Source organism: Pseudoalteromonas sp. S1727 (assembly GCF_005886375.1).
GTDB classification, from domain to species: domain Bacteria; phylum Pseudomonadota; class Gammaproteobacteria; order Enterobacterales; family Alteromonadaceae; genus Pseudoalteromonas; species Pseudoalteromonas haloplanktis.
Genome location: NZ_PNDT01000003.1, coordinates 22,137 through 44,922, shown reverse-complemented (window position 1 = coordinate 44,922; position 22,786 = coordinate 22,137). Strand labels below are relative to the sequence as shown.

The 22,786-nt window shown below is 40.8% G+C and carries 21 protein-coding genes; 16 read left to right on the top strand and 5 right to left on the bottom strand.

Annotated features, from left to right (window positions below; genetic code table 11):
* Window positions 1–60 precede the first annotated feature (60 nt).
* The 9 genes from CWB85_RS00500 (at window position 61) to CWB85_RS00460 (ending at window position 9,199) form a co-directional block, all read left to right on the top strand.
* Complete coding sequence (locus CWB85_RS00500; RefSeq protein ID WP_138553780.1) at window positions 61–420, top strand: potassium channel family protein; 360 nt, start codon at window positions 61–63, stop codon at window positions 418–420.
* 184 nt (window positions 421–604) lie between these two features.
* A complete protein-coding gene (locus CWB85_RS00495) occupies window positions 605–1,216 on the top strand; it encodes a flavin reductase family protein (protein WP_138553779.1) in 612 nt (203 codons plus the stop codon).
* 92 nt (window positions 1,217–1,308) lie between these two features.
* The gene (locus tag CWB85_RS00490) at window positions 1,309–2,853 is read left to right on the top strand and encodes a YHYH protein (RefSeq protein WP_138553778.1); all 1,545 of its coding nucleotides are present in this window, start codon (window positions 1,309–1,311) and stop codon (window positions 2,851–2,853) included.
* A gap of 6 nt (window positions 2,854–2,859) precedes the next feature.
* Window positions 2,860–3,399: a hypothetical protein gene (locus CWB85_RS00485; RefSeq protein WP_244389636.1), complete on the top strand. Its 540-nt coding sequence runs from the start codon at window positions 2,860–2,862 to the stop codon at window positions 3,397–3,399.
* Between the two features lie 68 nt (window positions 3,400–3,467).
* The gene (locus tag CWB85_RS00480; RefSeq protein ID WP_138553777.1) at window positions 3,468–4,919 is read left to right on the top strand and encodes an ATP-binding protein; all 1,452 of its coding nucleotides are present in this window, start codon (window positions 3,468–3,470) and stop codon (window positions 4,917–4,919) included.
* Between the two features lies 1 nt (window position 4,920).
* A complete protein-coding gene (locus CWB85_RS00475; RefSeq protein WP_138553776.1) occupies window positions 4,921–5,598 on the top strand; it encodes a response regulator in 678 nt (225 codons plus the stop codon).
* 83 nt (window positions 5,599–5,681) lie between these two features.
* Entirely contained in the window at window positions 5,682–5,963 is a 282-nt protein-coding gene (locus tag CWB85_RS00470; RefSeq protein WP_138553775.1) for an EF-hand domain-containing protein, read from the top strand.
* A 9-nt stretch (window positions 5,964–5,972) separates the two neighbouring features.
* On the top strand, window positions 5,973–6,428 hold the full coding sequence (locus CWB85_RS00465; RefSeq protein ID WP_016709794.1) for a hypothetical protein: 456 nt from the start codon (window positions 5,973–5,975) through the stop codon (window positions 6,426–6,428).
* Between the two features lie 137 nt (window positions 6,429–6,565).
* Window positions 6,566–9,199: a TonB-dependent receptor gene (locus tag CWB85_RS00460; RefSeq protein ID WP_138553774.1), complete on the top strand. Its 2,634-nt coding sequence runs from the start codon at window positions 6,566–6,568 to the stop codon at window positions 9,197–9,199.
* A 70-nt stretch (window positions 9,200–9,269) separates the two neighbouring features.
* Here CWB85_RS00460 and CWB85_RS00455 read toward each other — a convergent pair whose 3' ends face one another.
* From CWB85_RS00455 to yghU, 3 genes are all read right to left on the bottom strand, one after another.
* Window positions 9,270–9,698, bottom strand: coding sequence for an OsmC family protein (locus CWB85_RS00455; RefSeq protein WP_016709792.1), 429 nt, complete (start codon window positions 9,696–9,698; stop codon window positions 9,270–9,272).
* Between the two features lie 224 nt (window positions 9,699–9,922).
* A complete protein-coding gene (locus CWB85_RS00450; RefSeq protein ID WP_016709791.1) occupies window positions 9,923–10,306 on the bottom strand; it encodes a hypothetical protein in 384 nt (127 codons plus the stop codon).
* 268 nt (window positions 10,307–10,574) lie between these two features.
* Window positions 10,575–11,414, bottom strand: coding sequence for a glutathione-dependent disulfide-bond oxidoreductase (gene yghU / locus CWB85_RS00445; RefSeq protein ID WP_016709790.1), 840 nt, complete (start codon window positions 11,412–11,414; stop codon window positions 10,575–10,577).
* A 302-nt stretch (window positions 11,415–11,716) separates the two neighbouring features.
* On the opposite strand from yghU, the gene CWB85_RS00440 reads away from it, so the two are divergent.
* The 5 genes from CWB85_RS00440 (at window position 11,717) to csrA (ending at window position 17,028) form a co-directional block, all read left to right on the top strand.
* Window positions 11,717–12,340: a GTP cyclohydrolase II gene (locus tag CWB85_RS00440; protein WP_016709789.1), complete on the top strand. Its 624-nt coding sequence runs from the start codon at window positions 11,717–11,719 to the stop codon at window positions 12,338–12,340.
* A gap of 78 nt (window positions 12,341–12,418) precedes the next feature.
* Window positions 12,419–13,207, top strand: coding sequence for a BPSS1780 family membrane protein (locus CWB85_RS00435; protein ID WP_016709788.1), 789 nt, complete (start codon window positions 12,419–12,421; stop codon window positions 13,205–13,207).
* 11 nt (window positions 13,208–13,218) lie between these two features.
* Window positions 13,219–13,671: a regulatory protein RecX gene (locus CWB85_RS00430; RefSeq protein WP_029216225.1), complete on the top strand. Its 453-nt coding sequence runs from the start codon at window positions 13,219–13,221 to the stop codon at window positions 13,669–13,671.
* 19 nt (window positions 13,672–13,690) lie between these two features.
* Window positions 13,691–16,291, top strand: a complete 2,601-nt coding sequence (gene alaS / locus CWB85_RS00425) for an alanine--tRNA ligase (RefSeq protein WP_138553773.1) — start codon at window positions 13,691–13,693, stop codon at window positions 16,289–16,291.
* Window positions 16,292–16,836: 545 nt separating this feature from the next.
* The gene (gene csrA / locus CWB85_RS00420; RefSeq protein ID WP_004587515.1) at window positions 16,837–17,028 is read left to right on the top strand and encodes a carbon storage regulator CsrA; all 192 of its coding nucleotides are present in this window, start codon (window positions 16,837–16,839) and stop codon (window positions 17,026–17,028) included.
* 35 nt (window positions 17,029–17,063) lie between these two features.
* Here csrA and CWB85_RS00415 read toward each other — a convergent pair whose 3' ends face one another.
* Window positions 17,064–17,531, bottom strand: a complete 468-nt coding sequence (locus CWB85_RS00415; RefSeq protein WP_138553772.1) for a YcxB family protein — start codon at window positions 17,529–17,531, stop codon at window positions 17,064–17,066.
* 134 nt (window positions 17,532–17,665) lie between these two features.
* On the opposite strand from CWB85_RS00415, the gene CWB85_RS00410 reads away from it, so the two are divergent.
* Window positions 17,666–18,595, top strand: coding sequence for a hypothetical protein (locus CWB85_RS00410; protein WP_016709784.1), 930 nt, complete (start codon window positions 17,666–17,668; stop codon window positions 18,593–18,595).
* Here CWB85_RS00410 and barA read toward each other — a convergent pair.
* Window positions 18,592–21,357 (bottom strand): two-component sensor histidine kinase BarA, encoded by a 2,766-nt coding sequence (gene barA / locus CWB85_RS00405; protein WP_138553771.1) that lies wholly within the window; start codon window positions 21,355–21,357, stop codon window positions 18,592–18,594. The genes CWB85_RS00410 and barA overlap by 4 nt on opposite strands.
* Window positions 21,358–21,455: 98 nt before the next feature.
* Here barA and rlmD point away from each other — a divergent pair, with 98 nt between their 5' ends.
* Window positions 21,456–22,781, top strand: coding sequence for a 23S rRNA (uracil(1939)-C(5))-methyltransferase RlmD (gene rlmD / locus CWB85_RS00400; RefSeq protein ID WP_016709782.1), 1,326 nt, complete (start codon window positions 21,456–21,458; stop codon window positions 22,779–22,781).
* Window positions 22,782–22,786: the final 5 nt, after the last annotated feature.

The following is a 22,786-nucleotide window of genomic DNA, read 5'->3' as shown; positions in this document are numbered from 1 at the left end:
AGGCTTAGAAAATCACGCTATAAGTGGTAAGAAAAATTAAAAATAAGTTGGTTGTGTTGTATGGAATTTTCGATTACGTTTTTTCAATTATTTTTTATTGGAGTGTATCTTGGTTTACCTCTTTTGGCCGTATTGTGCTTTGTGATCATAGGGCTTGGTTTGGTTGTCGGCCGATTAGAATCCTGGAGCCGGTTTGATTCAATTTATTGGGCGTTTATTACGGCGCTGACGGTAGGCTATGGCGATATTCGACCGTTAAAGAAACCATCAAAGGTATTGGCCGTTATTATCGCTTGGACGGGGATCCTTCTTACTGGTTTATTGGTTGCTATCGCGGTAAAAACAGCATCAATAACATTAGAAATATTTATTGATCCAAATGTTATTGAACAGATAGAAAAGCGCGTTTCAAAGGCATAGTTATCTATAATTTAAAGAATTAGAGTAAGTTTATCCTGTGAGCTTGATTTATTGTCTTGGCGATAGTTGGTCATAAAAAAGCCCTAACTTTATGCTACTCGGTGCACTCGCCATTTTCTGTTGCTTTGTTGGCTGAGGGTAAGGTGCAGCTGCATTTTAAAATTAACTTAAAATAGTGAAATATATGTATATTGATTTGACGACCGAGGATAAACCAACTGTGTATAGTCAGCTAGTTGGTGGTATTACCCCAAGGCCGATTGCTTGGGTAAGTACTTTAAGTGCCGATGGCATTGACAATATCGCGCCTTACTCATTTTTTACTGTGGCCAGTGTAAACCCGCCAGTATTGAGTGTGACTCAGGTAAACCCAGCTGATCATAAAAACAAAGACACATTAAACAATTTACTCGCAACCAAAGAATGCGTGATCAATATTGTCAGCCATCAGCAGGTTGAACAAATGAATCAAAGTTGCGCAAATTACTCACATTCGGTAAGTGAATTTGAGGCTGCCAATATTGAATCAACCGCGAGTAAACGAGTAAAGCCTTTAAGTGTCAAAGCATCAAAAGTACGCTATGAATGCACCCTGCGCGAGGTTATTACTATTAGTGAATTGCCTGCTGGTGGGCAAATAATGCTGCTTAATGTTATTGGAATTTATGTTGCTGACAGTGTATTACGTGATGGTTATATTGACCCTCAAGCGTTAAGTACTGTGGGTAAAATGGGCGGTGATTATTTTGTACAAACAAACGATTTATTCAGTCTTGCACGACCAATAGTAAAGTAATAACAAGCGCTGTTGGCTGTTTCTTAATTTTTGCACATTGTTTGCACTTTTTGACGGTACTTTTACTAAAAGTTCAATCTAAGGGTCTTGCAATGTCTACATTTAAATCAGTTTCAAGTTTATTTACGCTCAGCACATTATGTGTTTGTTTAGCGGCTTGTAACAGTGATTCAGATACATCAACCGACGTAGCCAATAGCTCGCCAGTGGTAAATGCGGGTGTTGATCAACAAGTCAGCAGTGGCGATACAGTTTATTTGATGGGCAGTGTTGATGACGATGATGCCTATGTATCTATATTGTGGTCACAGCAATCAGGTACAGAGGTTACCTTCAGTGATGGTAGCTCTACGGCGACACAATTTATAGCACCGACCTTATCAGACAATGAAACCTTAGTATTTACTTTAACGGTAAATGATGGCGTAAATGCAGCCGTAAGCGATACCGTAGAGGTTTTAGTCACTGTAGCGCAAAACAACGATAGCAGCTTAGTATCGAGTTGGATTATCAATAATGATACTAACTCAACCTATATTCAAAATAGCAGCACCGGCGTCACTGAAAATGTGCAATTAGCTGAGGTGGTTAATATTGCTGATGTTGATTATATGCATATTAACGCTACTGGGGTGCCTCGTTATGATGTCACTATGAGTGAAGAGCAAATAGACTGGTTGAATAACCGTCCTCGTGCTGCGACAGATTTTGCCAATGGTGTTACCTCGGCTCAAGTGGGGCAAATGGTCTTGTTTGGTGAAGATATCGGTTATAACAGCAGTACTGAAAACTGTAATGATACCGGGGGGGCCGGTTATTGGCCTCCAGGTCCTGGTTGTCCAACAGAGCAAGCTGTTGATGCTTATTTTACCCTTGAACCCACAGACAACGAAGACGTGTGTGAGACGGGCTTAGGCACGGTTGGTTTGATGGTTAATGGCACCAGTATTTTTAACTGGGGTGATGGCATGAGTTATGGCCAAAATGTCTGGTACACACTTGCTCCCATTGCTGAGCAGTACGATGTCGATGTATGCGGTGGCCATGCTGCTAATGGTGAATATCATCATCACTTTTATACCCGTTGTTTAGCTGACATGTTAAATGATGATGGCTCAGCGCATTCGCCTATTTATGGTTTTGCTGCGGATGGATATCCGCTTTATGGACCTTATGAAAGCAAAGATGAATTAGCACTCAGTGGTTGGCAAATACGTGATTATGGCGCGCCAACAAGTGAGGCTGGTTGCGCTACAGAAGGTCAACGTAGTTGTGTGTTAATCGATCAATACGATATTAGCCAAGGGGTTGAAAGTGCCGAGATAGGCCCTGCTATTGGCGAGTTGGTGACTACGCTTTCTGGTAATAGATTAGCTGCAGATGCGGGTTATTATTTTGAAGATTATTACTATGCACAAAAAGCTGTAGCAGGTGCTCAGCTTGATGAACATAACGGCCATGATACCAATGATGGTAAAGGCTATCACTACCATATTACACTTGCTCTTGATAATAATGGCAAATTGCAACCGTCATTTCCATACCAAATAGGGCCGCGTTTTAAAGGTCAGCTACCAGATAATTCAATTGGCCGTTGTAGTACGGGTGATTCCATGGGTCCGCCACCACGTTCGTAGGAGGTTATGATGAAAGTAATAATTTTTACTGTGTGTTTAACGCTTTTGCTGAGGTTGAGTGTTGGCGTGGCTCAGGTGCAAACTATGGCAATGGATCACTCACATCTGCCAATTGCTGTGCCCGCTGAGATCCCTGTGCCTGCTTTGAGCTTAGCGCTTGAGCAAGATGCGATGTCAGGGTATAACCTGACAATTAATACCCAAAATTATGTACTGACACCGCCACCTGCGGGTATCAGTATGAACGCTCTCATGTCTGCACAGCAAGACCCAAAAACAGGCATGTTGGCAGGCCATGCTCATTTATATATTAATGGGGTTAAAATTCAGCGTGTTTATGGACAGTATGTCCATTTACCTACAACGTTGTTTAGTGCGGGTATTAATACCATTTCGGTGACACTGAATAATCATGGTCATATGTATTGGAGTGCGCAAGATAAAAAAATTGTTGCTACTTTATACATTAACGATCAAGTAGATGAGCTAATCACTTACCGATTTGAAAGCTTTCCAGTGCTATCTAAGTTAGCTAAAAACAAGTAACTTGATAACATCAAGCGACGATTAATATTTCCCAAAAGGTAGGGATACCTTTTTTATAAGCGGTAGAAATGAAAATACACAATAAATTATTTTTGATCCTCTTTAGTTTCAGCTTTTTACTGATCACAAGCCTTGTATTGCTGATGCAATGGAGCATAGGCCAAGGCATGATTGACTATGTCAATGCAAAAGAAGTCAAAGCGTTACAACCGTTAGTGAGTCAATTTGCACAGCGTTATCAAAGGGATTCATCGTGGCGAAGCTTCGAAGGTGATGAACGACAGTTTTTCAGGTTAGTAATACAGCAACTAGTAGATAGCCAATTTGTACCAGATATACCGCCTCGTAAAAGAGAGCCTCATAGGCAAAGGCTTGAGCGTTCTATGACCTTAGACAGACCAGTCCCCCCCGAGCACAGATTACCCCCCGGGCACGCAGCAGATTATGCGCTACTTGATAGTCATAAAAAAGTGATAGTAGGGCACTATAAAAGTGATTTAAAGTATACTGACATCCCTATTGAACTCAATGACAAAGTAATAGGTTACCTTGCAGTGTCTAAACGCAAAGGTTTAGTTGATGGTTACGAATTAGACTTTTTAGAGCAACAAACCAGTTACCTATGGTTGATTGGCTTAATCGCACTTTCGTGTACCTTACTCATTACATTTTTGTTAGCACGGAATTTAGTCGGCCCAGTTAAACAAATAGCCAAAGGTATGCACCAGCTTAGTCAAGGAAACTTTGAGCATCAACTAAAACTCAAACGTCATGATGAAATTGGTCAATTAAGTGAAGACTATAACACGCTAGCATTGACACTCGCCCACAATGAGCAAGTACGTAAACGTTGGCTTGCTAATACATCGCATGAACTACGCACTCCAATTGCGATTTTAATGGGGGAGCTTGAAGCAATGCAACTTGGCGTCCGCCCTTTATCTGTTGAGAATATTCGTTCTGCAAATGATGAAGCTCATCATTTAAAGCGTTTGATTGAAGACTTACATTTGCTCAATAGTGCAGAGTTAGGCGGTATGCATTTTACGATGCAGCCATTATCAATTGCTGAGTTACTGCTTACAGTTAAACAAAAATACACCACTATTTTTAAAAATAACGCAATTGAATTAAATATCACTGAATTCAGCGAAGAAATAACAATTAGTGCTGACAATACCCGTTTGATGCAGTTATTTGGTAATATTTTAATGAACGCGGTGCATTATGCTCAGTGTTCAAAATTACAAATAGCAGTCACTAAAGTCACGTCAATAAGCCAAAACTATGTTGTTATCAACATTGAAGACAACGGCATAGGAGTTGAAGATGAACATTTAGCGCATTTATTCGAGTATTTATATCGCGTAGATGATGCGCGCAACCGCCAGCAAGGTGGTTCGGGACTTGGCTTGTCTCTTTGCCAACATATAGTGCATGCCCATCAAGGTGAAATCGCTGCGATGAGAGCCCCATTGGGCGGTTTAGGTATTATGATAAAATTACCCATGGAGTATTAAAATGACAGCCCCAGCGAAAGTACTTATAGTCGAAGACGAAGTTAAACTTGCTAATTTAATGAGCGATTTTTTATTAAATCAACATTTTGCTACTCATCAAATCCATCATGGTGATGAAGTACTGCCGTGGCTCAAAGAAAATCACCCTAATGTCATTTTACTTGATGTGATGCTGCCAGGAACAAGTGGTATTGAGTTGTGCAAACAGATCAGACAGTTTTCAACAGTGCCAATCATAATGGTTTCAGCCAAAGTTGAAGAAATAGATCGCCTATTAGGTTTGGAGCTCGGCGCGGACGACTATGTTTGTAAACCGTTTAGTTATGCCGAAGTTGTTGCCCGTGTAAAATCCTTATTAAGGCGTAGTGAATTGGCAAAGCCACAGCAAAATACGGATATGTATCTAGATGAAAATACTTTTAGTGTGCAATATAAAGGGCGCTCAGTAGAACTTACCAGTGTTGAATTTCAGTTATTTAAACCATTATTTGAAAAACCTAACCGCATTTTTAACCGTGAAAGCCTAATGGCTAATATGTATACTGATCAACGTATTGTGAGCTTTCGTACTATTGATAGTCATATTAAAAAATTACGTAAAAAACTCGATGAAGTGTGTGAACAAGACAGTGTTATTCAATCGGTTTATGGCGTTGGTTATCGCTTTGTAAAACCTTAAACTTCCTTATTTTTTGCACATTGTTTGCGCTTTTAACACTTACTCTTGTCGGTAGTTACTTAATACCTGCAAGAGGTTGAATTATGAAATCGTTAACAGCAATCGCCTTATTAACTACATTATGTGTTGGCTTTACAGCCCATGTAGATGCTAAAAACCGAGAAAACCGACCACCACGCCCTGATTTTTCAACCATTGATGTAGATGGTAATGGCATTATAGATCTATCAGAATTCAGTGCTCAAGAGCTACCACCAGGCGTAGATGATATCGAAGAAGTTTTTAATCAGATAGATACCAATCAAAATGGTGAGATCAGCGAAGAAGAATTTACCTCTCATAAACCACCGCACCGTCAAAGATAAGGAACAACCATGATCAATAGTATTTCATCTGGCGCCAGTTTTGAGCCAATGCAGCGCCCAAAAGCTCAGCCTCTAACGAGTGAACAAACAGAGTTAATGAGCGAAACCTTATCTCAATTTGACCCAGAAAATTTAACAACAGCAGACGCACAATCTATTGTTGCTGCTTTTCAAGAAGCGGGTATTCAACCTGGTCAAGAAATGCAAGAGCTGATGGCTGAGGCAGGCTTTGATGCCGCGCAAGTGGGAGAAATGGGTCGCCCTGAAGGTGGTCGCCCGCCTGGCCCTCCACCACAAGGTGGTGCTGAGCAGGTTAACACCCAAGAGATGGTCAGTTACTTAGATGAGTTGCTTACCAACTATTCAGATCAATTAAATGATGAAGATAAAGCGTCTATTTTAGCATCCGTGCAAGAGAAGTTTGGTCTATCACAAAGTGACTCATTACTTTCTGTAAAAGCATAAACAATCGATAGGTTAACCTGTGGCCAGTTTCCATAGGTTAACCTGCTCCTGCGACAATTTGTCACATTCTCAGTGACACATAAATCATTATCATAAGCGCCTATTTCTACAATAAAAATCATTAATAGGCCGTATTTATGAATAATCTCCTGGCATTTTCAGCCATTTCCCTTGCACTAACAAGTTTACACGCTGTTGCTAATGACGGCGGCGATAATATCGAGCACATTAATGTCACCGGCTCTCATATTAAGCGCACTGATTTTGAAAGTGCCAGCCCTGTAACGGTTATTGATGCCGCACAAATCGCCCAAACGGGCATAGTAAATGTAGAAGACTTGCTGCAGCGTATGTCGTTTTCTGCTGGGGTTGCAGGTAATGCCACTAATGCCTATTGGACCAGTGGGGGTTATGGCACAGCACAAGTCAATTTGAGAGGGATGGGGATTAAACGCACGCTTGTGCTACTCAATGGCCGCCGTATTGTCAATGGTGGTACGGGAGCTAATAGTTCAGTTGATTTAAATATGATCCCCACATCTATTATTGAGCGAGTGGAAGTACTTAAAGATGGTGCATCGGCTATTTATGGCGCTGATGCGGTTGCAGGGGTGGTTAATATCATCACTAAAACACAACTAGATGGCGCAGAGTTTAGCGCTCAAATAGGCGCAGCTGACGATGGTGAAGGGCAAAGCCAAGAATTTAGTTTTAATGTTGGGGGGGAGTTTGAACGAGGCCATTTTGTGTTTAGTGCAGGCTATATAAATACCGAAGCAGTCAGGCAGTCAGATAGAATCGATTGCGCTAAAAGTGAAACGGTTAATGAAGATGGCAGTAGCCAGTTAACATGCTTTGGCAGCGCAACAACGGCAGGTGGGCGTGCTTTATTGGCGGATGGTAGCAGTGTTCAGTTTAATCAAGACCCAAATGGTGATGGTAATAGCTATGAAGCTTATGACTCAGCTAAACATGGCTTTAATTATATCAGTTACTTAAATGCCGTTAACCCAAGTGAGCGGATAAATGTATCGACCAACTTTACCTATGAGCTAAGTGATAACTTAAATTTATTTACCGAAGCGCAGTACAGCAATCGTCAATCAGAGCAGATTGTAACACCGCGTAGTATCAGTGGCATTATGGTATCAAAAGACTTTGCTTATAATCCTACCGGGCAAGACTTAGAACTAACAAGGCGACGTAATGTTGAGCTAGGTGCACCGTATTTTTTCCAAGAGACCAATACCGCGCGCATTGTGGTTGGCCTTGATGGGGTTTTAAATAATAATTGGACTTGGCAGTTAGCTTATAACTATGGTCGCAACACCGGTACTGATGGCTGGACGTTTGATCAAGATATTAGCAAAGTAGCAAATACCCTTGATGACACTATTTGTAGCTATGAAAGTGCTGCCGCGATCCCATGTGGCGACTGGTTTGGCGTTGATGAATTAACCCCTGAGGTGATTGATTACGTAAAATATCGTCGCGAAGGTAATGGAGGTAATGAATTACGTTCACTGACCTTTAATTTATCTGGTGATTTACTAGAGTTGCCAGCAGGGGAACTTGCCTTTGCTGCAGGGCTTGAAAAACGAGATGAAAGTGGCTGGCGTAATCCTGATTCAACGGTACTTGCAAATGGCGGTGAAGATGCCATTGATGGCAGCTATTCAGTAACCGAAGGTTTTATAGAGCTTGCTATCCCTGTACTTGAGAGCGTTGAGGCGCAGGTTGCGACTCGGTATTCAGATTACAGTACGTTTGGCAGTAAGATGACTTATAAAGTAGGCCTAACATGGCAAGTTGTTGATAGTTTAATGCTGCGTGGGGTTAAATCAACAGCCTTTAGAACACCGATGATAACCGAGCTTTTTGGTGGTACAAATGCTGAAAATCTTCGCACTATTGACCCCTGTGAAAACGCAACAGGTGAGATAGCAGCAAATTGCTTAGCGGCTGGTTTACCCGCTGATTTTGTGCAAGACGGTACTACAATTCGCACCTTTGTTGGCGGCAATCCTGATGTAAATCCAGAATCTGCAGACACACTAACTTTAGGCATGGTATGGCAATCTAATTTTATTGAAGGTTTATCTACTACCGTTGATTATTTTGATATTGAAGTGGAAGATGCAATTACTTCAGTAAATGGCTCAGATGCGCTCAAATTATGTTATACCGATCCTGATGTTTATAGTGCTTACTGCGATACATTTACCCGTCATCCTGTGACAGGTCAAGTTAACTCCCTAAGCCAGCGGCCAGTAAATGCAGCCTTTGAGAAAGTCAGTGGAATAGATTTTAACACCCGCTACAATACCGATTTATTTGGTTTAAGTAGTCAATTTGAACTGGATGCGACACGTTTACTAAAACATGAAAACACTCCTTTTGCCGGTCAAGCCACACAAAGTTTATTAGGTTATATAACCGAAGTTCAGGGAAGTTACACCAAGTGGCGCGCAAATTTAGGCGTGAGTGTCAAAGCAGCTACGTGGTCGGCACATTATGCCATGCGTTATATTGGTACCGCTGATGATGTAAATGGCGGCGGGCCCATTGGCAGTGCAGTACCGAGTATTGTTTATAACGATATTCAAGGTAGTTACTTTATTACGCAAAATACATCACTAGCGATAGGGATCGATAATATCTTTGATAAAAAAGCGCCCTTTTTAACCTCATGGAATGACGCAAATACCGATGTAATGACCTACGATTTACTCGGCAGACGTGGCTATTTGAAGTTAGATATTAACTTTTAACTCATGAGCACACGTAAGTTAATTTATACTCAAACTACCTCACGGTAGCTTGAGTATATGCATCTTGAATTTAATTGAGTGCCGTAGAAAGTGAGATCTCTGCATTCATTAATTTGGAAATAGGGCAGCCTTGTTTGGTTTGATCACAAAGCTTATTAAACTCCTGCTCAGAAATACCGGCGATTTTTGCCTCAACATGTAACGCAATATGAGTCACCTCAAAGCCGTCATCTACTTCATCTAAACTAACCACCGCACTCGTGGTGATATCATCGGCGACATAATTAGCTTCTGTTAGTGCAAGTGAAAGCGCCATACTAAAACAGGCACTGTGCGCAGCAGCGATAAGCTCTTCAGGGTTAGTCCCTTGTTTATCTTCAAAGCGAGTGTTGAAGCCATACGGTTGGTTTGTTAACGCTCCGCTTTCAGTGTTTATTTGGCCTTTACCTGATTTTATATCACCAGACCAATGTGAGAGTGCTGATTTCTTAATCGTCATATTCATCTCCTTTGTAATAATTTCGCTGATTGTGAAAAGCCTTCACATTTTTAACGTGAAATAGGCTAGTTACTGTAGCAGTTGCAATATAAAAGCCAAATATATACAGAGTGTAAGCTAAATGGGACTAATGAGTTTTGCTTATAAAGGATAAAAACCTGAGCTGAGGTTAAATAACTAAAAAACGGTCATCAGTGAGCATTTTTTAGTTATTAAGAACTTTATTAATTTGCTAATTCAGAATCGATGTGGCGGGTTAGGTTAGTTACCCAATTTACGTATTGGCGATGTATTTTTTCACCGTTATAGTCTAGATTTATCGAGTCTTTATAATCAATATCATACTGCGCTTCATTATAGTCAATATTAACTCGCAGCTGATGTTTACGAATATCTAACACCCCTAATATTTTACCTGTTTCTTGTATGCGGCATTTCCAAGTAAGTTGTTTACATGCGAGCAAAATTGCTTCCCCAACACTTTCTTGCGTATGTGTTCTATTTGCATTTTGTGGCACTAAGTTATCATCAAAATTACGCATTTGTACTAACGTGCTACAACCTGATAATGCAGCGGCAGTTGCTGCTAAAATAATGAGCTTTCTCATGGATAGTCCTTTGTTATAAAACATTATGATAACTTAAGTTCGAGTGAAAATGCACTGCCTTAGTGAGCACATACAATAAGCAAGGTGAGCAGGTTTGAGTATTTTATCTGAAATGTCTTGAGGTGTATTTTTGGCAACAGCTTTATACACTCACAGCTGAGAGGTAATTCGCTAAATTTACAGTTAACTAAAACCATAAACCAAAACGCGGTGGCACAATGTTTGGTGATCCTTCGTTCACCGCGTTTTTGTTAATTTTAGTTAGTGTTTAAAAATCGTTTTTACTATGTCGTTCAGCGAGTTGCTCTTCTTCAGGGCCCCAAACACGGTTTACGCGACGACCACGTTTTACCGCAGGGCGGCGTTCAATCTGTTTTGCCCAGCGTAATACATGAGTATACGACTCGACATCTAAAAACTCTGCTGCATCATACAGGTTGCCTAAAACCAATGAGCCATACCAAGGCCAAATAGCGATATCGGCAATTGAATACTCACTGCCTGCCATATAATCATGGTCGCTTAAATGACGATTTAACACGTCTAGCTGCCGTTTAACTTCCATGGTAAAACGATCGATAGGGTATTGCATTTTAAAGGGGGCATAAGCGTAAAAATGACCAAAGCCTCCACCTAAATAAGGTGCAGAGCCCATTTGCCAGAACAGCCAGTTACGGCACTCTGTTTTACTGGTGTGATCGCTTGGTACGAGTACCTCAAACTTTTCAGCTAAGTATTGTAAAATAGCGCCAGATTCAAATACTCGAGTTACAGGATTGGTACTGTGATCCATTAACGCTGGAATTTTCGAATTAGGGTTAACACTCACAAAACCTGAGCCAAATTGATCGCCATCAGCAATTTTAATTAAAAATGCATCATACTCAGCTGCAGAGATGCCTAACTCTAATAGCTCTTCAAGCATGATAGTGACTTTTTGACCGTTCGGGGTTGCTAAAGAGTATAGTTGTAAAGCATGTTCGCCAACTGGCAGGTCTTGAGGGTGAGTTGCGCCGGCAATGGGTCGATTGGTCTTGGCCCATTCACCGCCATTTTCTGCATCCCATTGCCACACGGCTGGTGGGGTATAGTTTTCGTTGTTACTCATCAAAACTCCTCAAACGTTGGTTACTTAAATCAAGGTATAGGTGTTATTACGAACAATTCATCCTAATTGATCATTACGACTAAGGGAAGCAAAGTTAAATTTCATTCTGAAAAAGGAAATACACTATAAAACACTTACAGTGGATTCAGCACGACGCTAAACTGAGTTATAATGCTTGAATTGCAAGTAACTGCCTCAATATAGTTACTACTCATTGCGGTGTTGTATTATTTTTAATGCAGTTTGTCTTTGTGATATTATCACAATTTAAGTATCGCATTACTTTATAATTTGGATGTGTCGTGGCGCAAGTAAGAGCTAGAGTCCAGCTAAATGTTGGCAAAAACAGTGATATTCCCGCAGAAATCGTGTCATTTCGCGATTTGAAAGATGGCCAAGAGCACGTTGCTTTGGTATTTAATCGTGCCGATAGTGAGCAGTCTGTACCACTTATTCGTATGCATTCGGAGTGTTTAACCGGTGATGTATTTCATTCATCTCGTTGTGATTGTGGTGAGCAGCTTAATGAGTGTATTGAAATGATGCACGAACAAGGCGGTATTTTGCTTTATTTACGCCAAGAAGGGCGAGGAATAGGTTTATACAATAAAATTGATGCCTATGTATTGCAATCACAAGGTATGAATACTTATGAAGCGAATAACCATTTAGGTTTTGCTGATGATTTACGTGATTTTTCAGACGCAGTACTGATGTTAGAAGCGTTGGGATTAAAGCACGTTAAATTAATGACGAATAACCCTAAAAAGCTTAATGCGTTAAAAGATGGCGGCATTGCGGTTGATTCTGTTATCGGCACCCATGCACATATCAAAGCGGGTGTGGCGGGCAACCAGTCCTACCTAGAAACAAAAATTAAGCACGGCGCGCATATGTTAGACATAAAGAAGATTAAAAAACCTTAATTTTACGCTGTCGTCTATGTTATCCGATCCAACGCCGAGTTATACTCGGCGTGTTTTGTTGTTAATTTAAGAGCAAGTATGTCAATTGAATTACGAGTATTTAAAGCCGATGCTGGGTTGAAATGGTTTAAAGCAGGCTGGCTTATTTTTAAAACTCAGCCTTTTACCTTTATTTTTATGCATTTATTTATCGGTATTATTGGTCTGTTATCGTTATTTCTACCTTTTTTACAAATTATTGCTGCATTAGCTACCCCCTTTTTAACCGCCGGTTTTTATCAAGCGGTGATCACCAAGCAGCAAGGTGGAAAAATAATGCTCGCCGATATCCTAAAGCCGTTTACTAACAAAGGTAATCGTATGGGATTACTTCGCTTAGCACTCTATCAAATGGCTGCGGGTGTGTTGATGGCGTTATTGGCAGGTGGCTTATTTTCCGAAGCCATTGAAATTATGAGTAATCCAAATGTTGACCCGAATATTGCTCTACAGCAAGTGATAGATAGTATTTCCATGGCAAATGTGGCGTTGTTTTTAATTGCCTTATCGGTTTATTTAACTGCTTTTTCGTATGCAGTGCCGCTGGTTTATTTTAATCAACAACGACGAATTTTTGAGGTACTTAAAAGCTCACTTATGGTGTTTTATCATAATATGGCACCACTGAGTGTATATGGCGCGATTGCAGCAGGTTTGATGATGGTTTCAATGTTCTTATCGTTCTTACCTCTGTTGGTTTTAATGCCAATTTGCTACATTAGCTTTTTTGTTTCTTATCAAGCTATTTTTATGCCGATTGTACCGCCCGCTGATGCCAAGCCTATAGCACCGCAGCAGAATGACGACAGCGGTCGCTTTGACGCATAATGGCTGGTGAAATGGATGAAGCGCTACAAAAAAAATTAAAGAATTACGTACTTTGGTTACTTGGTCGCCAAGAATATTCGCGCCGTGAGTTAACTCAAAAGTTACAGCAAAAAGAGGCGACGCCTGAATTTATCGAAGCCTTATTAGATTGGTGTGAAGAACACAATTTTATTAATGAACAACGGTATGTTGAAGGGTTTGTGCGTCGCCATATTGCTAAAAAGCATGGCTTAAAGCGTATACAAAGTGAAGCCATGGGCAAAAGGATTGACCGAACACTACTAGAGAGTGTTATAGAATCATTCGAAATCGATTGGTTTGAGTTAGCGCAGGATGCGTATTTAAAGAAATATTCAAATTCACAGGACGACTTCGATCACAAAGAAAAAGCTAAGCGCGTGCGCTACTTAATGTATCGAGGGTTCAGTTACGAACAAATTGATTTTGCAATGCAAGCACAGTAAAAATGGGTGAGACTTTCAAATGCAGCACATGACTACCGCACAGATCAGGCAACAGTTTTTAGACTTTTTTGCCTCTAAACAACACCAAATTGTTCCATCAAGCTCGCTTATTCCGGGTAACGATGCGACGTTATTATTTAATAATGCCGGTATGGTGCAATTTAAAGATGTATTTTTAGGCGCAGAAAGCCGTCCTTATAACCGCGCAACTAGCTCACAACGTTGTGTGCGTGCCGGTGGTAAGCATAACGATTTAGAAAATGTCGGCTACACAGCCCGCCACCACACTTTTTTTGAAATGTTAGGTAACTTCAGCTTTGGTGATTACTTTAAGCAAGATGCAATTAAGTTTGCGTGGGAGTTTTTAACTGACGTAGTTAAGCTACCTAAAGAAAAACTGCTGGTTACTATCTATCACGATGATGAAGAAGCGTTTGGCTATTGGTCTAACGAAATTGGTTTACCTGAAGATCGCATTATTCGTATTGCAACCAGTGATAACTTTTGGTCGATGGGTGATACCGGTCCATGTGGTCCATGCTCTGAAATTTTTTATGATCACGGTGAAGAAATTTGGGGGGGGCCTCCAGGCTCTCCTGAAGAAGATGGTGACCGTTTCATTGAGATTTGGAATCTAGTATTTATGCAATACAACCGTCAAAGCGACGGTACTATGGAGCCGCTTCCTAAACAGTCTGTTGATACAGGTATGGGTCTAGAACGTATTGCTGCTATTTTACAAGGCGTGCATTCAAACTACGAAATCGATTTATTCCAAGGCTTAATTAAAGCCGCGGCAGACGTTACCAATGCTCAAGATATGGATGATAAATCACTGCGCGTAGTTGCTGATCATATTCGCTCATGTGCATTTTTGATTTCTGATGGCGTTATGCCGTCAAATGAAGGCCGTGGTTATGTACTGCGTCGTATTATTCGCCGTGCGGTTCGCCATGGTAACAAGCTTGGCGCACAGGGCGCGTTTTTCTATAAATTAGTGGCTGCGTTAATTGAGCAAATGGGACAAGCATACCCTGAACTAGCTAAGCAGCAAGAAATTATCGAAAAAGTTCTACGTATCGAAGAAGAACAGTTTGGCAAAACCCTTGAGCGTGGTTTAGCTATTTTAGAAGACAGCTTAACGAACTTAAGCGGTGATGTTATCCCAGGTGAGCTCGTCTTTAAACTTTATGATACTTATGGTTTCCCTGCCGATTTAACCGCAGACGTTGCTCGTGAACGCTTTATGACCATTGACGAGAAAGGCTTCCAAGAGTGCATGGACGTACAGCGCAAAACGGCTCAGCAAGCAGGTAAGTTTGGCGCCGACTATAACCAACAATTAAAGTCTGATAAACACACAGACTTTAAAGGCTATGATGCAACACATTACAGCGGCACAGTGATAGAAATGTTTGCAGAAGGTAAAGCGGTATCAGTGCTTGAAGATGGCCAACAAGGTATTGTGGTACTTGACCGTACACCGTTCTACGCTGAATCGGGTGGTCAAGTTGGCGATACCGGCACATTAACTGTAGCCGGTGGTGAGTTCAGCGTTACTAACACGACCAAACTCGGTAATGCATTCGCTCATCATGGTACTGTGATGGGTCGTATTGGCGTTAATGATAGAGTTGAAGCGACCATTGATGATGCGCGCCGCGATCGCGTTAAAAAGAACCACACAGCAACGCATATTCTTCACGAAGCATTGCGTCAGTTATTAGGTGAGCACGTATCGCAAAAAGGTTCATTGGTTGATCCAGAGCGTTTACGTTTTGACTTTTCACACTTTGAAGCTGTGACAAAAGCCGAGCTACGTGAAATTGAGCGTGTTGTTAATAATGAAATTCGTCGTAACTTTGCTCTTAACACTGAATTGATGGCAATCGATGAAGCCAAAGAAAAAGGCGCTATGGCGTTATTTGGTGAGAAGTACGATGACGAAGTGCGCGTAGTCACTATTGGTGATTACTCTATCGAGTTATGTGGTGGTACTCACGTAAACCGTGCTGGTGATATTGGTTTATTTAAAATCGTATCAGAGAGCGGTATTGCAGCTGGTGTGCGCCGTATTGAAGCCGTAACGGGTGCCGATGCGATTGCCTACGTTAGCGAGCAAGAACAACACTTAAATGATGTTGCGGCATTGGTTAAAGGTGACAGTGCATCGGTTCTTGAAAAAGTAACGGCTTTGCTTGAAAAATCAAAAGGCCTTGAGAAACAAATTGCTCAGCTTAACGATAAACTTGCAAGCGCTGCGGGTGCGTCACTGTTAGATTCAGTGGTTGAAATTAATGGTGTTAAGCTATTGGTTGCGAACGTTGAAGGGACTGAATCAAAAGCGTTACGCGGTATGGTTGATGATCTGAAAAACAAAATTGGCTCTGGTGTAATTGCACTTGGTGTAGCTGATGGCGACAAAGTAAGCTTAATTGCTGGTGTAACTAAAGACTTAACTGGCAAAGTAAAAGCCGGTGAGCTTGTTAATCACATGGCCTCGCAAGTAGGTGGTAAAGGCGGCGGTCGTCCTGATATGGCTCAAGCTGGTGGTTCTCAGCCGCAAAATTTAAGCTCAGCACTGGATAGTGTAGCGGCTTGGTTAACCGAACGTACCTAAAAGCGCATATCGTGCTTTTGCTGGAGCACCAGAGAAGACTCAATTGAGTTTTCTCTGGTGCTTGCTCCCCACATTCTCGGCTTTTTATTACCTTTCCTTTAAATTTGAAACTTTTTGCTGCCCAGAGCGTCAAAATAGTTATGATTAATCATAACTTTGAAAATAGACTATGCTATGTAGTGCGGATAAAGATTTTTAGTAGCGACTTGAAGTATTGAGCAATAATCACCATTATATTAAGTGTAAAGAGATTTCTGGTGGTTACTTAGTTGCTAAAACTTTATCTAGCAGTGAGTACGGGATCACACCCTAGTGCATTAAGTGTGTGTTCATAGGTCAACCTATTTACTTACTAAGTTAATATCTAATATTAAAATATGAGTTTGAATAGATGAAATAGACTTAAACTTGGCAATAGGCGCATTACAAACAGTTTTTTTAACAGAAAATGAATCGATTTAGAGTTTTTACTTACTTTTACGCTTTATTTTCTTTAAGATACAAACGCGGAATCTTTTAATTTATTGGAATACGGGAGCAAGAGAATGCTAATACTAACTCGTCGAGTCGGTGAAACCCTAATGATTGGTGATGAAGTAACTGTCACTGTGCTAGGTGTTAAAGGAAATCAAGTACGTATTGGTGTTAATGCACCTAAAGACGTTTCAGTGCACCGTGAAGAAATTTACATGCGTATTCAAGCTGAAAAGTCTAACCCGAACCCGGGCAATGCTTAATTAACTTAATCAATTCAATTGATATAAAAGAGCCACTATTTAGTGGCTCTTTTTTTTATGAATTCAATAACCTCATCATTAAGTACACTGTTTGAAATGTACTGCATACCGCGACGGCTTTTTAAAATAATACCGCGTGAGGTATAAATTACCTCGTCAATATCTTGCCACGCTAGCTGATAGCTTTTATGCGGATTTACACTTTTAAAGCCTTCATCATCAATTGTTAAAGTAGCTTCTGATCCCGATGCACGACTGAGCATTTGCCGCGTGACCCACCAAGGCCTGCGATAATAAAATGCCACACATTCAAGTACTGCTGCCATAATTAAAAAGTTGCCTAGGTAGTGTTGCTCCAAGGCATAAATAGCAGTGAGTCCTAGGCTCACAAGTAAGACTAAAAAAATATATTTAGGTTTTGCTTGAGCGCTATAAGGTAGCGACTCATCAAAGCATTCATAAAAGTAAGGTTTATCTAATGTATAAGTGGTCGTAAATGACATGGCTGATTAATTCTGCTGTAACTATGTTGCCATTTTAGCAAGCTTGCCTAAAAAAAGCCGTTTTTTTAAGTATTCATTTATTTGTTACTATGCGAATGTAAGCTTGTTGTTTTATTGGTAATTTGGGGGTGATGATGTTGAGTTTAATAGGGTTAACTTGGGCGTTGTCTAGCAATACATTTTTGGTAATGGGGGATATGCCATATACGCCAATAGATGAGCTCAATTTAGCGCCAGAGGGCGTTCTAGGTCGTAAAATAAATACTACGGAGCATGCTTTTTTACTGCATGTAGGTGATATGAAATCGGGTTCAGAACCTTGTACTGATGAGCGACTAACAAAAAACAAACAGTTACTGAGCATGTTAACAGCTCAACCATTCATTTATACTCCCGGTGATAATGAATGGACAGACTGCGACCGTGATAATTTATCGCCGCGCTATGATGAATTAGCGCGTTTGGCCTACTTAAAGGGGTTGATGTATGACAGTGCCTACTTTAAAAAAGCCCAGCAACTGGAGAAATTTAACCACCAAGCAAACATGGTTGAAAATGCCCGTTGGCAGTTTGCAGATGTAGAGTTTATGACGCTACATATTGCTGGCACACATAATGGCCGTAGGCAGATACTGAAAAGTGATAAGCAACTTGCTTATCAACAAGCCGATGCAAGAGATGCTAATAATCTTCAATGGCTGGCGCAAGCAACCCCAACAGCGAAAGGCTATATTATTGCTTTTCAAGCTGATATTTATACACATCAAACTGAGCAACCGCAATGTAGCGCAAAGGTACAGCAAGCGTGCGATGGTTTTAAAGTTTACCGAGATGCATTAAGAGAGTTTGCAAGCACGGTAAAAAAGCCTGTTTTAGTGATCCACGGTGACACAGGTCCGTATTGTCAGCAACGCTTATCAAACAACTTAACGAGGCTTAATGTGCCTGGTGACTATATGGTCAGTGATATTGCTAAGGTTACGTTGGCGCAACAAGATGCAACTGTAACTTGGCAGATCAGCAGTTTAAGAACAGGTAAACCGCTTGAAATACAATGCCGTTAAGGCTCAGCTAAGCCCGCATCGGTCATTAGGTTATTAAGCTCGTCTTGCAGCTCAAATAATTCAGGCTCAATATAGCTTAAATCACAATCACCTTTTAATGCGGTTTCTAATGCTTCAGCAAGTGTTTTTAATTTAGGAACACCTGTGTAGCAGCAGGCACCATGAAACTTATGAATAATACTCAATAAGTGTTCACAATCTTGGTTATTAATCGCTTCATCAAGTAGGCGTAAGGTTTCAGGCACGCTCAGCAGCAGCATATTTAGCATTTCTAGTGCCAGCTCGTTTTTGCCACCGGCGCGTTGTAGCGCTAAAGACCAATCTAATGAGCTGCTTGTAAATGGCGGCTCTTGAGTTACTAAATCATTACGACTTTTGTCACGTCTGAGGGGAGACTGTGGGCTGTAATCACTAATAATTTGTTTCAGCATATCCTCATCAATCGGCTTGGTTAAGTAACCTTTAAAACCATCTTTAATGAGCTGTTCTTTTTCACCAGCTAAGGCATGGGCGGTAACTGCAATAATGGGGGTATCTTCGTTTAATGATGATTCTCTAATCAATTTACAGGCGGTAATACCGTCCATAATTGGCATCTGAATATCCATAAAAATAATGTCGTATTTATGGCTCTTACTTAAGCTATAGGCTTGCGAACCATTGTGAGCAGTATCAATAATTTCAATTTGCTCTTCGAGTAAAGTACAGATTAGCTTTAAATTGGCATCGTTATCATCAACAACTAATACTTTTAGTGGCAATAGTTTCTCGTCACTCTCTTCAATATTATGCACTGGGTGATCAAGTCGATATGGTGCAGCTAACACTTCACAGAGTTTACGGTGATTGAGCGGCTTACTTAAACACGCATCTGCGCCACAGCCAATATAAGCTTCACGCATATTATGCGACACTGAGTTGAGCATTAAATACAGGTAGTCAGTTGATTCGCGCACCGCTTTGATATAGCTTTTTAATCGCTGCATTTCATCAACAGCAGCGACGTGACCAATAATACAAATATCGTAATTAAACTCTTTATTGAGCTCTTGTAAAAAGCTTTCTTGATCAAAGCAGGCTGTAACTTGAGTTTGCCACTCATTCAGTAATGAAAGCACGGCATGGTGAGTATGCTCATGGGGCTCTAGATATAAAATACGTTTATTAGCAAGCGATTTACTTGGTAGATCACTGGTGTAAGTATGACTTGGTAATCTAAATACGCTATTAAAAGTAAAACAGGTGCCACTGCCTGGCGCCGAATTTAGGGTAATACGGCCGCCCATGTTTTCAACAATGTGTTTAGTAATGATAAGACCTAACCCTGTGCCACCGAACTTACGGGTAATACTAGAATCAGCTTGGCCAAATGGAGTGAACAAGGCATCTTGTTTATCCATTGGGATACCGACACCTGTGTCAGTGACAGACACCAAAATAGATGTGCGCTCTTCATCAAGTAAGCGGTGACCAACATCAATTTTTATAGCGCCTTTTTCAGTGAATTTTATGGCATTACTGATCAGGTTGATCAGTACTTGTTTAAATCGAGTAGGATCGCCAGTAATGTTATCTGGCACTTGCGCATTGATATAAATTGATAGCTCAAGTTGTTTTTCATGTGCACTTGGCGCAAGTAAAGTGAGTACTTCATTTATAGTATCGCGCAGCTGAAACTGAATAGATTCAAGTTCCATGGCGCCTGCTTCAAGCTTAGAAAAATCTAAAATATCACTAATGATAGTCATTAAACTATTTGCTGAGAGCTCAATGGTATCAAGGTAGTCTTTTTGATGTTTATTCAAGGGAGTTTTATGAAGTTGTCGGGTGAAACCGATAACGCCATTGAGTGGCGTACGCAGTTCGTGACTCATTTTTGCTAAAAAGTCAGACTTTACTCGGTTCGCATCTTGAGCATCGGTTTTCGCAATACTAAGCTGAATGTTTTGTGTTTCGTACAGTTCTAATGATTCACGTAAATCGCTGGTAGCTTGATCAATGTGCTTTTGCATTTCATCTTTTTGCATCACCATTGTGTCTGAAATAGTGTTGAGACCTTGGCGCAATAACTCAAACTCTCCCATCATCGGCACTGTGAGCCCGGTATCTCTTTTTCCTTCAATTAATTTGTCGGTAGCAAGTACTAACTTATTTAAAGGGTGCATAAACATGTGGCTAAGCCTAATGGCAAGAATAGCTGCTAATACTAAGGCTAAAATGATCACGATGCCGCTGATCAACAATGCTTGCTGCTGGCCTATTATAGCTTGATCTTTATTGAGCTGAATTACCACAGTCCCCAAAGATGTCTGAAAGGCGGCGTTGTTCCACTGTGCATCTGGGGTTGAGTGGTTGATGATTGGTGTGAAAAAAGTAATAAGGTGATTGCTGGTGACAACTTTAGTGCTTTTGCCCATTTGTAACTGTTCGGTATGCATTAGATCATCAAAGTCACGATGATAGTTACTGGTTAATACCAGTTCATTGTGCTCGTCAAAAATAGCGATCGTTTTAATTGCCGGGGAGTGCTTATTATGGGCATGACTGATCAAACGGTTTAGTAGCTGTTTATTTTTTGCTAAGAGTGGTTGTTCAATGGCGATTGAAAGTGGCTCGGAAATTGTCGTGCCTTGCTGATATAAAATTTCATCAAGCTCAATGTAACGATTTATTGTAAAATAGCCGCCAAGGAGTAATCCAATAATCACTGTGGGAATGAGTGTTAGCGTTAAAACTGAGTCGCGCAAACCAAGTTTAGTCATAAGTGAACGTTGTTATCATTATTAGTTAGTTAAAGAGTATATACTTATAAGCTAGTAATCAATCACCCTCGTAGAATCAATATTTAAGGTGTTGCCCGATGGCGCAGTTTTTCCAAGCAAAAAAGAAAACCCTTTCAGGGCAGTCGTTAACGTTGGCCGTTACCGGCATGGATCATCAAGGTCGGGGCATTGCTAAACACAATAATAAAGTGTGTTTTGTGAATGGGGCACTTACAGGCGAAACGGTGAAAGCCAAATTAATTGAAGATAAAGCCCGTTATAGTGCTGCTAAAACAGTAAAAGTTGAACAAGCTAGTGATGCGAGAGTAAAACCATTTTGTGAGTACTACCAACAATGTGGAGGCTGCCAACTGCAGCATTTGCGTCTTGATCAACAATTAGTAGAAAAGCAATTGGCAGTGAGCCAATTGTTTGCCAAGTTCGCAAAACTTAATACATTGAACTGGCAAGATCCGTTATTGAGCGAGTCAACACATTACCGCCGCAGTGCACGTTTGGCGGTAATGTACGATAAAACTGCAAAAAAAATGCGTGTTGGGTATCGGGCGCAAGGCTCCAAGCAAATTGTCAGTGTGCAGCACTGTGCGGTACTAAGCGATGCTTTTTCGGCTATTTTTACTGTTTTTGATGAGGTATTAAATCTACATAGCGAGCTGCGAAGTGTGAGTCATCTTCAATTATGCCAGGCAGACGAACAAAACTTTGTAGTTATACGCCATACTAAAACCATCAGTGATAAATTAAAAAATACAATTGAGCAACTTGGGTTGAGTCATCAATGGCAGATTATATGGCAGGGGGAAACCCAGCAAATTCACCATGGACATTTACCCATGCCATTTTATCAGTTAGCTGAGCTTGGTTTAAAGTTTGAATTTGGTTTAGAAAACTTTATTCAGGTTAATGCGCAGGTTAATCAGGCCATGTTATCTCAAGCAGTTGATTGGCTTAACTTAAGTGTAAAGGAGCAAGTACTCGATCTATTTTGCGGTATCGGTAATTTCTCATTAGCGCTGGCAAAGTACGCAAAAAGTGTGGTTGGGGTCGAAGGAGTGGCTTCTGCGGTTGCAATGGCGACGCAAAATGCGCAAACTAACCATATAGCCAACGCTCATTTTCATTGTTTTGATTTAACACAAAACATGCAGCAAGCACCGTGGTTTAGTACAGAGTTGGATATTTTAGTACTCGATCCATCACGTACAGGTGCATTCGCTATTTTAGAGCAACTGCCTCTTGAGCAATTTAAAACGATTTTATATGTCTCTTGCGATCCTGTGACTTTAGCCCGTGACAGTGCAATTATTACGCAAGCTAGATTTTCACTTGAAAAAATTGGGCTAATGAATATGTTTCCGCATACTGGGCATATTGAAACAATGGCGTTATTTCAAAGGAGGTAGAGCGC

Coding starts and splice junctions, on each gene's coding strand:
- CWB85_RS00500 (WP_138553780.1), top strand. CDS start 61: ATGGAATTTTCGATTACGTTTTTTCAATTATTTTTTATTGGAGTGTAT.
- CWB85_RS00495 (WP_138553779.1), top strand. CDS start 605: ATGTATATTGATTTGACGACCGAGGATAAACCAACTGTGTATAGTCAG.
- CWB85_RS00490 (WP_138553778.1), top strand. CDS start 1,309: ATGTCTACATTTAAATCAGTTTCAAGTTTATTTACGCTCAGCACATTA.
- CWB85_RS00485 (WP_244389636.1), top strand. CDS start 2,860: ATGATGAAAGTAATAATTTTTACTGTGTGTTTAACGCTTTTGCTGAGG.
- CWB85_RS00480 (WP_138553777.1), top strand. CDS start 3,468: ATGAAAATACACAATAAATTATTTTTGATCCTCTTTAGTTTCAGCTTT.
- CWB85_RS00475 (WP_138553776.1), top strand. CDS start 4,921: ATGACAGCCCCAGCGAAAGTACTTATAGTCGAAGACGAAGTTAAACTT.
- CWB85_RS00470 (WP_138553775.1), top strand. CDS start 5,682: ATGAAATCGTTAACAGCAATCGCCTTATTAACTACATTATGTGTTGGC.
- CWB85_RS00465 (WP_016709794.1), top strand. CDS start 5,973: ATGATCAATAGTATTTCATCTGGCGCCAGTTTTGAGCCAATGCAGCGC.
- CWB85_RS00460 (WP_138553774.1), top strand. CDS start 6,566: ATGAATAATCTCCTGGCATTTTCAGCCATTTCCCTTGCACTAACAAGT.
- CWB85_RS00455 (WP_016709792.1), bottom strand. CDS start 9,698: ATGACGATTAAGAAATCAGCACTCTCACATTGGTCTGGTGATATAAAA.
- CWB85_RS00450 (WP_016709791.1), bottom strand. CDS start 10,306: ATGAGAAAGCTCATTATTTTAGCAGCAACTGCCGCTGCATTATCAGGT.
- yghU (WP_016709790.1), bottom strand. CDS start 11,414: ATGAGTAACAACGAAAACTATACCCCACCAGCCGTGTGGCAATGGGAT.
- CWB85_RS00435 (WP_016709788.1), top strand. CDS start 12,419: ATGTCAATTGAATTACGAGTATTTAAAGCCGATGCTGGGTTGAAATGG.
- CWB85_RS00430 (WP_029216225.1), top strand. CDS start 13,219: ATGGATGAAGCGCTACAAAAAAAATTAAAGAATTACGTACTTTGGTTA.
- alaS (WP_138553773.1), top strand. CDS start 13,691: ATGCAGCACATGACTACCGCACAGATCAGGCAACAGTTTTTAGACTTT.
- csrA (WP_004587515.1), top strand. CDS start 16,837: ATGCTAATACTAACTCGTCGAGTCGGTGAAACCCTAATGATTGGTGAT.
- CWB85_RS00415 (WP_138553772.1), bottom strand. CDS start 17,531: ATGTCATTTACGACCACTTATACATTAGATAAACCTTACTTTTATGAA.
- CWB85_RS00410 (WP_016709784.1), top strand. CDS start 17,666: ATGTTGAGTTTAATAGGGTTAACTTGGGCGTTGTCTAGCAATACATTT.
- barA (WP_138553771.1), bottom strand. CDS start 21,357: ATGACTAAACTTGGTTTGCGCGACTCAGTTTTAACGCTAACACTCATT.
- rlmD (WP_016709782.1), top strand. CDS start 21,456: ATGGCGCAGTTTTTCCAAGCAAAAAAGAAAACCCTTTCAGGGCAGTCG.